Annotated in this window: 15 protein-coding genes and 1 pseudogene; 9 read left to right on the forward strand and 7 right to left on the reverse strand. The window is 59.6% G+C overall.

The window, feature by feature from the left end:
- The first annotated feature begins 148 nt into the window (after positions 1-148).
- Both HNH97_RS15935 and HNH97_RS15940 read left to right on the forward strand, forming a co-directional pair.
- A complete protein-coding gene (locus HNH97_RS15935) occupies positions 149-322 on the forward strand; it encodes a type II toxin-antitoxin system prevent-host-death family antitoxin (RefSeq protein ID WP_171791535.1) in 174 nt (57 codons plus the stop codon).
- A complete protein-coding gene (locus tag HNH97_RS15940) occupies positions 319-759 on the forward strand; it encodes a hypothetical protein (protein ID WP_171791536.1) in 441 nt (146 codons plus the stop codon). The genes HNH97_RS15935 and HNH97_RS15940 overlap by 4 nt, the downstream gene beginning before the upstream one ends.
- 196 nt (positions 760-955) lie before the next feature.
- On the opposite strand, the gene HNH97_RS15945 is transcribed toward HNH97_RS15940, so the two are convergent.
- The 7 genes and pseudogenes from HNH97_RS15945 to HNH97_RS15975 form a co-directional block, all read right to left on the reverse strand.
- A complete protein-coding gene (locus HNH97_RS15945) occupies positions 956-1129 on the reverse strand; it encodes a hypothetical protein (RefSeq protein ID WP_171791537.1) in 174 nt (57 codons plus the stop codon).
- A 25-nt stretch (positions 1130-1154) separates the two neighbouring features.
- Positions 1155-1658 carry a MucR family transcriptional regulator gene (locus HNH97_RS15950; protein ID WP_171791538.1) on the reverse strand — a complete coding sequence of 168 codons (504 nt, stop codon included), beginning with the start codon at positions 1656-1658 and terminating at the stop codon, positions 1155-1157.
- Positions 1624-1830: pseudogene (gene traD, locus HNH97_RS15955) on the reverse strand (conjugal transfer protein TraD); the annotation flags it as partial. The pseudogene traD and the gene HNH97_RS15950, both read right to left, overlap by 35 nt.
- A gap of 51 nt (positions 1831-1881) precedes the next feature.
- Positions 1882-2217: a hypothetical protein gene (locus HNH97_RS15960; protein ID WP_244949501.1), complete on the reverse strand. Its 336-nt coding sequence runs from the start codon at positions 2215-2217 to the stop codon at positions 1882-1884.
- Positions 2214-2825 (reverse strand): CatB-related O-acetyltransferase, encoded by a 612-nt coding sequence (locus HNH97_RS15965; RefSeq protein ID WP_171791540.1) that lies wholly within the window; start codon positions 2823-2825, stop codon positions 2214-2216. Before HNH97_RS15965 ends, HNH97_RS15960 begins: the two co-directional genes overlap by 4 nt.
- Before the next feature lie 77 nt (positions 2826-2902).
- The gene (locus HNH97_RS15970; protein WP_171791541.1) at positions 2903-3142 is read right to left on the reverse strand and encodes a conjugal transfer protein TraD; all 240 of its coding nucleotides are present in this window, start codon (positions 3140-3142) and stop codon (positions 2903-2905) included.
- Between the two features lie 64 nt (positions 3143-3206).
- The gene (locus HNH97_RS15975) at positions 3207-3566 is read right to left on the reverse strand and encodes a conjugal transfer protein TraD (RefSeq protein WP_171791542.1); all 360 of its coding nucleotides are present in this window, start codon (positions 3564-3566) and stop codon (positions 3207-3209) included.
- Positions 3567-3662: 96 nt separating this feature from the next.
- Between HNH97_RS15975 and traA the strand changes: the two genes are divergently transcribed.
- From traA to HNH97_RS16010, 7 genes are all read left to right on the forward strand, one after another.
- Positions 3663-7034: a Ti-type conjugative transfer relaxase TraA gene (gene traA, locus HNH97_RS15980; RefSeq protein WP_171791543.1), complete on the forward strand. Its 3372-nt coding sequence runs from the start codon at positions 3663-3665 to the stop codon at positions 7032-7034.
- Between the two features lie 52 nt (positions 7035-7086).
- Positions 7087-7362, forward strand: coding sequence for a type II toxin-antitoxin system Phd/YefM family antitoxin (locus tag HNH97_RS15985; protein ID WP_034928502.1), 276 nt, complete (start codon positions 7087-7089; stop codon positions 7360-7362).
- The gene (locus HNH97_RS15990) at positions 7359-7628 is read left to right on the forward strand and encodes a Txe/YoeB family addiction module toxin (protein WP_171791544.1); all 270 of its coding nucleotides are present in this window, start codon (positions 7359-7361) and stop codon (positions 7626-7628) included. The genes HNH97_RS15985 and HNH97_RS15990 overlap by 4 nt, the downstream gene beginning before the upstream one ends.
- Positions 7629-7640: 12 nt before the next feature.
- Positions 7641-8309 carry a DUF6118 family protein gene (locus HNH97_RS15995; protein ID WP_171791545.1) on the forward strand — a complete coding sequence of 223 codons (669 nt, stop codon included), beginning with the start codon at positions 7641-7643 and terminating at the stop codon, positions 8307-8309.
- Between the two features lie 542 nt (positions 8310-8851).
- Positions 8852-9451: a restriction endonuclease subunit S domain-containing protein gene (locus HNH97_RS16000; protein WP_171791546.1), complete on the forward strand. Its 600-nt coding sequence runs from the start codon at positions 8852-8854 to the stop codon at positions 9449-9451.
- Positions 9452-9487: 36 nt separating this feature from the next.
- The gene (locus tag HNH97_RS16005) at positions 9488-11014 is read left to right on the forward strand and encodes a type I restriction-modification system subunit M (protein ID WP_171791547.1); all 1527 of its coding nucleotides are present in this window, start codon (positions 9488-9490) and stop codon (positions 11012-11014) included.
- Entirely contained in the window at positions 11004-12185 is a 1182-nt protein-coding gene (locus HNH97_RS16010) for a restriction endonuclease subunit S (RefSeq protein WP_171791548.1), read from the forward strand. The genes HNH97_RS16005 and HNH97_RS16010 overlap by 11 nt, the downstream gene beginning before the upstream one ends.
- Positions 12186-12188: the final 3 nt, after the last annotated feature.

Here is a 12188-nt window from a genome sequence, read left to right on the forward strand (position 1 = left end):
GACTTGCCCTCAGACAAGATCACGCTACCCAGACGTTCTTCTACTGTTCATGCTAAACGTTGTTTAGCGTACTTTCCACACGATGGCCTCTTTCTGGCAGGAAATACGGGTTTCCTGTATATTCCAGATAATCCGTCATATCTGGATCATGCTCCATGAAAGCGTTTCCAGCGATCTTTTCGAAGCGGCCGCCGTTGCACCTGTAGTCATCACCAGGCACCACAAGCCGCGTTTCGTCATCATGTCCGTGGAGCATTATGAAGCCCTGCTCAGAAAGCAGCAGGGCATCGAAGACGTTCCGGAGAAAGGGTCATCGTCATGAAGGACAGTCCCGACAGCAGCACCAATCCCGGAACACTGCCACAAAAGCGGCCCTGGCAGCTGCTCGTGGTCGGGGACGGGGGAACCCTGCTGACACAGCAGGATATCGAAGCCCTGACGCGCATCCTCGATCTCCTGCCGCATGTCGCCAGCCTCGACATCACCACCTCGGCCGGCTCCGCGCGCGTATCCCGAGATGTCCCAGGCAATTACATCCAGCAGGCAGACCAGATCCTGGCCGGGATGTTTACGCGCAATCCCGATGTGACGGGCATAACCTTTCCGGCCCCGCATGGCAGGGCCGCTCATACGGCGACACCCGATGATCCGCATGTGCTCCCTCATGACAGGGCGCTCACCGCAATCATGGATGCACGCCAGCGCGGAGAGATCACAGCCGATGAAATGATCGCCCAGATCCGGCAGGCAGGTGCCTGAGCATCCGCACCAGTGGTGCAATGGTGTATGAAGAACCACTACTTATGGGTAGGCGCGATGTCGGCCTTGGGTATGTCGATGGGTCGTCACAAGGGTAGCCGTAGGGTCGTGAAACGGTCGTTCCATCAATGCATCAGGGATAGTCGTAACCATTGCACTCTGCGTCACCTTCCTGTGGTGTGCGAGAGCGTCCCCCTTATTGCCCGGGTTCAGGCAGGGGAAGGGGATGATCGGTACCGAGGCTAGCCGCCCATGCCTTCACCGCTTCACCACTGATGAACAATCCGGCATCAGCCTCGACCAGTGCCCGGCGTGTCGCTTCGTCCTTCCAGGCTTCCCAGTCATCGCGATCGGTATGATCCGTCTTCATGTCCCGTTTCTCCTAGTCTGGACCTTCAGGCCAGTTTTGGCCTGCGTCCGCGTTTCTTCTCTGGCAGGCGCGTGACCTGAACTTCAGCTTCCGGTATGTGCGAAGGCTCCGGTGTCGCCTTGATGGTCCGCCCCAGTCCGCTTTCCTGTGCCAGGGTAGCCCGTTGTGCCGAATAGGATGGGGCGGTCATCGGATAGCTTTCCGGCAGGCCCCATTTTGCCCGGTATTGCTGGGGCGTCAGGCCATAGACGGTGTGAAGGTGACGCTTGAGCATCTTCATTTTTTTTCCGTCTTCCAGGCAGACAATGTAATCTGGAAAGACTGATTTCTTCACAGGTACGGCCGGCACCAGATCCGGTGTTTCGGTCGTCGCCTGTCCCAGACTTCCGAGCGCCTGAAACACCGTGGCGATGAGGCCGGGCAGGGTATCCGCCGGAACCGTGTGACTCCTGACATAGGCTGTGACAATCCGGGTCGTAAGCTCGCGCACTGTGTCAGCTCCGGATGATCGTGTCTCGTGGTCGGTCATGGTCACGTCTGCCTGTTGTCCTGTCCTGTTTCCGGTGCCTGTCGAAGACATGAAGCCCCGCACGTCTCCAGCGTGCTGTCAGGTCAACCGAAGCGGTATCATCGCTGCCCTGAAGCTGCCCTGCAATATCCAGGAAGGCTCCGAACAGGGTTGCGCGGTCGTCATCGGTCAGCCAGGGGATGTCGCGTAAGACACGGTTTCTAACCTGTCCGGCCTGCAAAACTCAGTTCAGGGCCCAGCAGCGCGATGTCGGGACGTTCTGATCCGTGCCTGGCACAGGCGCTGTCAGAACACAGATTACGGTCTGTCTTTGCCAGACCAGCGTGAAGAGGGCTCCTGAGCCGCCATAATCCGCTGTGGTCGTGATCAGATAGCCTTTGGTCAACAGGCTCGCCAGAGAATCCGGCACCGGCTTCAGTGCTGTCGGAACAGACAAGGCCGCATAGGGAGATTTAACGTCCGACTGAGGCAGCCAGTCTCCTCTGCCCTGGGCAAAGCCTGAAGCAGGCCGGAAGAGGATCGGCAGGACAACAAGGAGCAAAAACAGGTTTTGCATCATGATTTTTCCTGTCCGGGCTCTTTTCCAAAAGCGCACAGGAAAGCGTCGATATCGTCGCTCATCAGGAGGGGCATCCGTTCTCGTATCAATGCTTCAGGCCAGTCCCACCAGGCGACTGCAAGCAAACGCTCGATGGTCTTTTCGGGGAAGCGGTATTTGATGACACGGGCCGGGTTGCCGCCCACTATGGCGTAAGGCGGTACGTCTTTGGTCACCACGGCTGCGGTGGCGATGATCGCCCCGGATCCAATCGTCACTCCGGACATGATATTGGCCCGTGCGCCGATCCAGACGTCGTTGCCAATGACGATATCCCCCTTGGTGGAATGGTCATCGGTTGCATCTGCTGCTTCGGGCCAGAAATTGCACTGGTTCTTGAATGGATAGGTGGTGATCGTATCCGGGCGATGGTTGCCCAGGATCATCAGCACCTCGCGGGCAATCGAGCAATATTTCCCGATCTTCAGGCCGGCATATTCGGCTTCTATGATGATGGGAGAACCTTCGGCCCCATATGTATGGTCGCCGATGTCCCATCCCCACTCTGCGATCTCATGGGCAAGGGTGTAACGTAGGAGCAGAGAAAAGGCGTTCTTGCCGTAATACATGGCCCGGGTTCTCCCATTCTGGGTCAAGGTTTCGTTTGCATTCGATAGCGGACAGATCAGATAATCGTATTTCGCAGTCAGTCCTGTTCCCGGTCTGCATCGAAAGCATGAAGCCCCGCGCGTCTCCAGCGTGTTTTCAGGTCGCCTGAAGCGATATTTCTGCCCTCCCGAAGCTGCCCCGCAATATCCAGGAAGGCCCCGAACAGGGTAGCGCGGTCATCATCGGTCAGATCGACCAGTCCCGCCTTCTGGACCAGTCCGCCCAGCTCAATCAGATGATGGGTACGTTCCCGTCGCGCTTTCGCCCAGTCGCGCATGTCAGTGCGTGCCTTTCGTGCCTGATGGCGATGGATCAGGGCCGCGTGCTTCCTGATCCGCCTTTCAAGCGCCAGAAGCGCCGTCCTGATCGTTCCCGCTTCCTTTCCGGCTGCCCTTTTTTGCGCCAGCCTGAAAGAACGCCGTTCCCCGTTCGGTCCACCTCGCAACGGCTTCGGGTTTGCCGTCCGCCTGTTCGACAGCCGCCAGCAGCACACCGGCCAGCGTCTCGATCGACAGGGTATCGGCTCCCGTCGCCTCGACCAGTTCACCGAGCTGGAGGGTTCTTTGCGCCTTGAGCTGCTTCGCCTTTTCCTGAAGCGCCTTCAGTTCCGCATCAATGTCCCGTGGTTTGCGCATTTTCGATCCCCTATCCTGCTGGTCTGTGCCATACTCTATCACACACACGAGAACCGCGTCACTCATCCAGAGTAATCAATCCCTGTAGCGCAGTAAAATGTGAGTGCGCGCTTATACGTCACTTCGTGACGTGCGCTTAAGAGGTGTGATAGGATCGTGCTCATGGCGATCTATCACCTGCATGCAAAGGTCATCAGCCGCGCCACCGGCCGGAGCGCCGTGGCGGCGGCGGCCTATCGTGCAGCGTCCCGCCTGCATGATTTGCGGCTGGATCGCGACCATGACTTTTCCAACAAGAGCGGCGTGGTGCATTCCGAGATCCTGCTGCCCGATGGCGCGCCGGAACGGTTTCTCGATCGTGCGACCCTCTGGAACGAGGTTGAGGCGATCGAGAAGCGCAAGGATGCCCAGCTTGCCCGCGAAGTGGAGTTTTCAATCCCGCGCGAAATGAACCAGGCGCAGGGGATCGCGCTGGCACGGGATTTTGTGCGCGAGCAGTTCGTGGAACGCGGCATGGTGGCCGATCTCAATGTGCATTGGGATATTGGCGAAGACGGACAGGCGAAGCCCCATGCCCATGTAATGCTGTCCACACGACGGATCGAAGTCAGAACCGGAGAGGCTGTGCATGGAAGACGAGACGGAATCCCGCATCCTGAACGAAGCGGTAGGGGCGCATACGACTTCGCGCCGGATCCTGGACCTGATGGAGCAGAAAGGGGAGGACGATCCGCTCAAGCTCATGATCCGTCTATTGACGGAAATCAGAGAGACACAGCGTGGCATCCTGCTGAAGCTCTCGACGCTGGAAAAGCGCTTGCAGCGGCTGGAAGAACGGCGCGACTGATTGCGGCGGCACGGCTGCGGCATGAAGGTCTGGGGCTGGCGCAGAATCAGCCTTCCATCGGGTTCGGTGCGAAAGAGCGTTTGTGGAATGACAAGGACCTGCTGCTGACATGGCGGGAGCGGTGGGCGTCGCTTGCCAATGAACGTCTGGCCGAGCTGGATCTGGATGTGCGGATCGATCATCGGTCGTTCGCGGCACAGGGGATTGACCTTGAGCCGCAGAACAAGATCGGTCCGGCCGGGATGCGTCGGGAAGAGCGGGGCGAGGATGCGGAGCGGGTTGCTGACCATCTGGAGATCGCGCGGCGCAATGGCGAGAAGTTGCTGTCGGAACCGCATATGGCGCTGGAGGCGCTGACGCGACAGCAGAGCACATTTACCCGGCAGGATCTGGCGCGGTTCGTGGACCGGCAGACGGCGGATGCGGAACAGTTCCGTGCGGTCATGGTTCGGGTGGAGGCGTGTCCGGAGCTGGTTGCCCTCGGGAAAGACGGACAGGGGCGGGAGCGGTTCTCCACGCGCGCGATGATCGGGGTCGAGCAGCGGCTGGAAGAAGCGTCGCTGGCGATGGGGCAGTCCCAGGGGCATGCGGTGGCGTTGCCGGTGCGTCGGGCGGCGATGCAGCATTCTGGTCTTGGGGATGAGCAGGCGCTGGCGGTGGGTGAGGTCACGAAGTCCCGCGACCTGTCCGTGGTGGTCGGGTATGCCGGGACGGGGAAGAGCACCATGCTGGGTGTCGCCCGCGCGGCATGGGAAGAGGCCGGGTATCGGGTGCGCGGGGCGGCGCTGTCTGGGATTGCGGCGGAAGGTCTGGAAGCGGGGTCGGGGATCGAGAGCCGGACGCTGGCCTCCCTGGAACGTGCGTGGGAACGCGGGTTCGACCTGCTGGAGCGCGGGGACGTGCTGGTGGTGGACGAGGCCGGCATGGTGGGGTCACGCCAGATGGAGCGGGTGCTGTCAGCCGCGCGCGGTGCCGGGGCCAAGGTGGTGCTGGTGGGTGATCCCGAGCAGTTGCAGGCGATCGAGGCTGGTGGCGCGTTCCGGGCGGTGGCCGAGCGGGTCGGGTCGGTAGAAATCACCACCGTACGCCGGCAGCGTGAAGACTGGCAGCAGGATGCCACGAAGGAGCTGGCGACCGGGCGGACGGGTGAGGCACTGGGGCGGTATGAGGCGGCTGGCCTTGTACGCGGGCATGAGACCCTGGAAGAGGCTCGTGCCGGTGTTGTGGCCGGGTGGGATGAAGCCCGTCAGGCCGCGCCAGAGGACAGCCAGATCATGCTGGCGCACCGGCGTGTCGATGTGCGGGCGCTGAACGAGGCGGCGCGCGAGATCCGCAGGGACGCGGGTGAGCTGGGTGACGACGTGCTGGTACCGACCGCGCAAGGCGAGCGGGTGTTCGCGGACGGGGAGCGTATCTACTTCCTGCGCAATGACCGGGCGCTGGGGGTAAAGAACGGCACGCTAGGCACGGTGCGGGGTATTACGGGGTCGGTCGAGGCCGGGGATCTCGTGCTGTCGGTGCAGCTTGATGGGCCGGATGGGACCGGGCGTGGCCGGGTCGTGTCCGTGTCGGTGGCGGATTATGACGCGCTGGATCATGGCTATGCGGCCACCATCCACAAATCGCAGGGTGTGACGGTGGAGCGGGCGCATGTGCTGGCGACGGGCAGCATGGACCGGCACGGGGCGTATGTGGCGCTGTCGCGGCATCGGGAGAGCGTCAGTATCCATTGGGGCCGGGATGACGTGGGCGACCGGGACGGGCTGGTGAAGCGGCTGTCGCGCGAGCGGCTGAAGGATACCACGCTGGATTACCCGCAGGGTCGGGAGAAGGATGCCGGGTTTGCGTTGCGGCGGGGGCTGTCTGTTCCCGAGAGCGAGATTGTGGTGGGGTGTGAGAAAGCTGCCTCTGGCCCCCCGAAGGACCGGCAGGCCGAAGCGGTCCGTAAATCAGATCCGGCACCGGCACAGCAGAAACGCGGGATATTCGACGGGCTGGACCTGTCCGTGCGGCTGGGTCGTCGGACGGCGGAAAAAGACGTGTCGGCCGGGATGGATGCCGGGGCCGGGAAGGGTGGGGTTGAGCGTGAGGCTCCCGCCTCGCCCTTTGCTGGTTTGAGGCTGCCCCGTGTGCAGCGTGAGCAGGTGCCGGCCGGGCTGGACGGGTTTGTACCGGGGAGTGATCCGCTCCACCAGGCGGTGGAGCAGTATGCGCGAGCGGTGCGGGATATCGGGCGCATGGTGGAGCAGGACCTGCCGGTGCTGGAGCACCAGAAGAAGGCATGGCTTGACGCCAGCACGGCCTTGGAAGGGCTACGGCCAGGGGCGGTGATCGCTCTGGAAACCGCCGTGAAGCATGAGCCGGAGATCCGGCAGGCCCTGTACGGGCTGGAAGGGCCGGCACGGGCGCGCAGGCTGGTCGAGGGGCTGGAACATGAGGACAAGGTGCGGACAAGTCCAGAACTGCGGGCGGCGCGATTTGTGAAGACCTGGGACGGGCTGAGCCGCGAGCAGCAAAGTGTGGCGCTTAAGGAGCTGAAGCGGGACGCGCAGCTTGAGTCCCTCCTGCGGCAGAAGGGGCATGAAGTGGGCGTCCGGAAGGGATCGACGCTCGATCAGGGATTGCAGCCGCAGCGCACGCGCTCGCTGTCGCGCTCCAGGGGGCGGGATATGGATATGGGGATGTAAAACAGGAGACGTACAGAAAACTGTACGTTATAATGGTCATGGAGGACCGATCATGACCTGTGTTTCCTATACCGACCTGCGCCAGAACCTGGCGCATTATCTGGACGAAGCCGTGAACAGCCGCGCGCCGATTGTCGTGACGCGTAAGACCGGGAAAGGCAGTGTCGTGCTGATGTCGGAAGAAGAATTCTCCGGCTGGCAGGAGACCGTGCATCTCCTGAGCAGCCCACGCAACGCGGAGAGGCTGTTGGGGAGCATTCGTGACATCGAGCATGGGGTGGCGACCGAGCGTGATCTTCTGGAGCCGCAGGGTGAGCCGTCGGCGTGAAGGTCATTTTTCATGAAAATGGCTGGGCGGATTATCTTTCCTGGTTCCAGTCAGATCATGCTGTTCTTGGGAAGGTTAATGCCCTGATCGAGGATGTAAGGCGGCATCCGTTTCAGGGGCTGGGCAAACCGGAACCACTGAAGGGGCAGCTTTCCGGGTGGTGGTCCCGACGGATTACGGGAGAACATCGTCTGGTCTACCGGGTTCAGGGTCGCGCGGGAGAGGATCAGCGGATCGAGATTGCCCAGTGCCGGTTTCATTACTGAAGGAGAGGCATCATGAGCGAGACGGATCCGGCAGCCCGTGCCTTTGAGGATCTGTGCGCCGAAATGACGGTGCTCCGGCGCAGCGTGGAAGCCCTGCCGCAGGCATGGCGGGACAACCGGCCGCCAGACTATACGCCGGACCTGGCCAGACTGGTCAAAGCCCTGAACGACGTGGGCGCGCGCATGAAGGCGATCGAGGCCTGCCCGACGCTGAAGATGACGCCGCAGGCCTATGGCCAGGGGGTGCGACAGGCGGGGCTTTCCGTCAGTCAGGATATACAGGCCGCCTTTCATACCGCGATCCGTGCGGTTCAGGCGGAGCGGCAGCAGTTGACCGACATTGTCGGGCAGGCACGCACCCGGGACCGGCAAAGCTGGTGGGTGCTGAAGGTCGGGCTGGCCTGTCTGGTTGCAGGGATCGGGTTATCTCCTGTTCTGGCGTATCTCCTGCCGTCGTCACTGGGGACGCGGGTAGCCTCCTTTATCGTGGGCGGACAGGATCGGTGGGAGTCCGGGGTGCAGATGATGGAGGCCGACAATCCCGAAAGCCTGCGGCGCATAGTCCGGGCCAACCGGCTTGTAGACGCCAGTCAGGACCGGATCGCCTCCTGCCAGAAAACGGCCAACGAGACGAAGGTGGACCAGCCCTGCGTCCTGACCATCCGGCCGGATGGGTCGTAGGACGAACGTGGCCCTGACGGCCTTCCCAGCCACGACCTATAGACATACCCGGAACCGATATTACGCCTACCCATAAATACCTGGTCTTCATACACCATTGCACCGTTGGTGCTGGCACGCGGAAACAGGAGCTGGAAAACCCTACCCCCTTAAGCCAGAACTCGGGCTACTTGCCCGCCTGATCATCAAGAGTGACCTCGCCTTTGTCGAGGCGGGAGCTATGGTGGAAATTGGGTCCCGGATGGAACATGTCTTCAGTGAGGTGATGACGTACCTGCCAGAGTTTTCTCTGGCCTGAATGGGCCGGGTGGATCCAGAAGATCTGCGGGCGCTACGTGTTAACAAAACCGGATTTTGTTAACACGTTCTTCTGACGTGTCAGCGAAAACGCAGATTGCGATCACGTCGGGATAGTGGGGTGATGCCTGTCCGGTGGGTATGAAAGGAACACGGCGAGAAGGCGCGGCCACGAACTGCACTAATCGCGATGGTGCAAAATATATTCAGTTGACAGGGTCAGGCTCCCTGCCCATGATGCCTTCATGACCAACGCCATTCATGTCCAGAAAATATCGGTTTCTGCGCTCTGCACCGTTTCGACAGGATGGTCGTTCAGGGGGCGGATTGATCCGGCCGAAGGGGCCGGGACAGTCGTCGTGCAGATGCGCGATATCTCGCCTTCCGGTGTCGATTGGGCGTCGTGTGTGCGGACCGAGGTGTCGGGCCGTCGTGAACCCGACTGGCTGCGTCCGGGCGATATCCTCTTTCCGGCCCGTGGCAATGTGTCACAGGCCGTTCTGGTCGATGGGCGCATCGGCAGCCTTCAGGCGGTGGCAGCCCCCCATTTCTTTGTGCTGCGCGTGACGCGGTCCGACGTGCTGCCCGCCTGGCTGGTCTGGTGGCTCAATCAGGAACCGGCCCAGCGGCATCTGGAGCAGAATGCCCAGAGTTCCACCCTGGTGCGCAACATTGCCCGTCCAGCGCTGGAGAGCGTGCCGGTAGCACTGCCACCCCTTCCCCGACAGGAACAGATCATCGGGCTGGCCCGCGCCATGCAGCGCGAGGATGCGCTGCTGCACCGCCTGCGCCAGACCAGCCAGCAGATCATGACCGGGCTTGCCAGAGACCTTCTGGCGGGCTGACGTTTTTTCTTACGTTTTGAAACAGGATCTGAGTTCGTGACCGAGCAGATTTCACAAGACACGATTAACAAGGCGCTGTGGAGCGCCTGCGATACCTTCCGTGGCACCGTCAGCCCCGACACGTACCGGGATTACGTGCTGACCATGCTGTTCCTGAAATACATCTCCGATGTGTGGCAGGACCATTATGACGGCTACAAAAAACAGTATGGCGACAATCCGGACCTGATCGAAGCCATGATGGCGCAGGAACGTTTCGTGCTGCCCAGGGGGGCGGATTTCTATACCCTCTACAAAGAGCGCAACGCCCCCGGCAATGGCGAGCGGATCGACAAGGCCCTGCACGCCATTGAGGAAGCCAACGGCACCAAACTGAAGGACGCAGGCAAGAGCGTCTTCCAGGACATCAGCTTCAACTCTGACCGGCTGGGGGACGAGAAGCAGAAGAACACCATCCTGCGCCATCTGCTGGAGGACTTCCACAAGCCGGACCTGAACCTGCGCCCTTCGCGCGTGGGCAATCTGGACGTGATCGGCAATGGCTACGAGTTCCTGATCAAGAACTTCGCCGCCAGTGGCGGGCAGAAGGCGGGGGAGTTCTACACCCCGCCGGAAGTCAGTGAACTGCTGGCCCGTATCCTGAGCCCGAAACCGGGCGAGACCATCTGCGATCCGGCCTGTGGCTCGGCGTCCCTGCTGATGAAATGCGGGCGGCAGGTGACGCAGAACCACGAGGGCAGCCGGGATTATGCCCTGTATGGGCAGGAAGCCATTGGCTCGACCTGGTCCTTCGCCAAGATGAACATGTTCCTGCATGGCGAGGACAACCATCGCATTGAATGGGGCGACACCATCCGCAACCCCAAGCTGCTGGATGACAAGAACCATCTGATGCGCTTTGACGTGGTGACGGCCAACCCGCCCTTCAGTCTCGATAAATGGGGCCATGAAGACGCGGCGGAAGATGTGCATCACCGCTTTGCCCGTGGCGTGCCGCCCAAGACCAAGGGCGATTACGCCTTTATTCTGCACATGATCAGCACCCTGAAAGACCGCACCGGCCGCATGGGCGTAGTCGTGCCGCACGGCGTGCTGTTCCGGGGGAGTTCGGAAGGCAAAATTCGTCAGAAGCTGATTGAGGAAAACCTGCTGGATGCGGTGATTGGCCTGCCGGAAAAGCTGTTCTTCGGCACGGGGATTCCGGCGGCCATCCTGATCTTCCGGAAGGACCGCAAGACGAAGGACGTGCTGTTCATTGACGCCAGCCGTGAGTTCAGGGCGGGCAAGAACCAGAATGTGCTGACCGAAGAGAACATCTCAAAAATCGTGGACACCTACCGCGCCCGCAGGGACGTGGATAAATACGCCCATCTCGCCACGCCGGACGAAATCAGGGAAAATGACTACAACCTGAATATTCCGCGTTATGTCGATACGTTTGAGGAAGAAGCGGAAATCGACCTGAACGCCGTGCGGAAAGAGCGGGCGGAGATCAAGGCGGAACTGGCAAAGCTGGAAGCGCAGATGGATGCTTACCTGAAGGAGCTGGGTTATGCTTCCTGAGGGGTGGAAACGTACAACCTTTGAAGGTCATATTGATCTTTTAAGCGGAAATCCTTTTAAAAGTGCGGAATACAGCAACGATCCAACTGATATTAGACTCTTGCGGGGAGACAATATTGAACCGGGCAAACTACGTTGGCGTGACGCAAAATTCTGGCCGACTGATAGAATTCATAATCTAACACGCTATTCGCTCCAACAAGGCGACTTCGTTATCGCCATGGATCGAACGTGGGTCACTTCAGGCCTTAAGGTCGCAGAAGTAAAAAGTGCTGACCTTCCCTGCCTGTTGGTCCAACGCGTTTCACGAATTCGAGCTCTCCCTACTCTTTGTCAGAGCCTGCTCAAACAGTATTTTTCAGGATATTCATTCGAAAATTATGTGAAATCTGTCGAAACAGAAACTGCAGTGCCTCATATAAGCGCGCAGCAAATAAAAGATTTTCCTTTTCTCCTCCCTCCTCTCCCCGAACAGAAGAAGATCGCGGCGATCCTCTCGACGTGGGATCGTGCGATTGAGGGTTTGGGCCAGCTTCTGGCCAACAGCCAGCAGCAGAAAAAAGCCCTCATGCAGCAACTCCTCACAGGCAAAAAACGCCTGCCGGGGTTCACAGGGGAGTGGAAAAATATTGCTCTTGGAGAATTGGAAAAAAAGGGGTTTTTAGAACTAGGTAGAGGCAATGTTATATCTAAAAAAGATATTGCGGCTCATCCCGGACAAAACCCCATATATTCGTCATCTGTTAAAAATTGTGGCCTTATGGGAACGTATGGGCATTATATGTTCGATGAAGAATTAATTTCTTGGTCGGTAGATGGTGGTGGACATTTTTTTCATCGTAAAAAGCACAAATTCTCTATCACAAATGTATCTGGATACATGCGCGTCGATCAGAAGAATTTGAACTATAAATTTTTATGCTCTCAGCTCCAATTCCTGCATGAAAAACTTCATTTCGACTATCAAACAAAGGCACATCCAAGTGTTATCCGTGATCTGTATATTTTAAATATTCCTACACTCCCCGAACAACGGGCCATCGCTGCTGTCCTGACCACAGCGGACGAAGAAATCACAGCGATTGAATCCGACCTTTCGCGTCTGCGTCAGGAGAAGAAAGCCCTGATGCAGCAGCTTCTCACGGGCAAGCGCCGCGTGAGGGTCAATTAAGAT

Origin of the sequence: Gluconacetobacter entanii (assembly GCF_013155425.1) — a bacterium.
Taxonomy (GTDB): Bacteria; Pseudomonadota; Alphaproteobacteria; order Acetobacterales; family Acetobacteraceae; genus Novacetimonas; species Novacetimonas entanii.

Excerpts from the sequence above, each read along its gene's own strand:
- HNH97_RS15950 (WP_171791538.1), bottom strand. The coding sequence starts at position 1,658 with ATGACCGACCACGAGACACGATCATCCGGAGCTGACACAGTGCGCGAG.
- HNH97_RS16010 (WP_171791548.1), top strand. The coding sequence starts at position 11,004 with ATGCTTCCTGAGGGGTGGAAACGTACAACCTTTGAAGGTCATATTGAT.
- HNH97_RS16000 (WP_171791546.1), top strand. The coding sequence starts at position 8,852 with ATGACCAACGCCATTCATGTCCAGAAAATATCGGTTTCTGCGCTCTGC.
- HNH97_RS15970 (WP_171791541.1), bottom strand. The coding sequence starts at position 3,142 with ATGCGCGACTGGGCGAAAGCGCGACGGGAACGTACCCATCATCTGATT.
- HNH97_RS15985 (WP_034928502.1), top strand. The coding sequence starts at position 7,087 with ATGACCTGTGTTTCCTATACCGACCTGCGCCAGAACCTGGCGCATTAT.
- HNH97_RS15960 (WP_244949501.1), bottom strand. The coding sequence starts at position 2,217 with ATGATGCAAAACCTGTTTTTGCTCCTTGTTGTCCTGCCGATCCTCTTC.
- HNH97_RS15965 (WP_171791540.1), bottom strand. The coding sequence starts at position 2,825 with ATGTATTACGGCAAGAACGCCTTTTCTCTGCTCCTACGTTACACCCTT.
- HNH97_RS15995 (WP_171791545.1), top strand. The coding sequence starts at position 7,641 with ATGAGCGAGACGGATCCGGCAGCCCGTGCCTTTGAGGATCTGTGCGCC.
- traA (WP_171791543.1), top strand. The coding sequence starts at position 3,663 with ATGGCGATCTATCACCTGCATGCAAAGGTCATCAGCCGCGCCACCGGC.
- HNH97_RS15940 (WP_171791536.1), top strand. The coding sequence starts at position 319 with ATGAAGGACAGTCCCGACAGCAGCACCAATCCCGGAACACTGCCACAA.
- HNH97_RS15975 (WP_171791542.1), bottom strand. The coding sequence starts at position 3,566 with ATGAGTGACGCGGTTCTCGTGTGTGTGATAGAGTATGGCACAGACCAG.
- HNH97_RS15935 (WP_171791535.1), top strand. The coding sequence starts at position 149 with ATGCTCCATGAAAGCGTTTCCAGCGATCTTTTCGAAGCGGCCGCCGTT.
- HNH97_RS15945 (WP_171791537.1), bottom strand. The coding sequence starts at position 1,129 with ATGAAGACGGATCATACCGATCGCGATGACTGGGAAGCCTGGAAGGAC.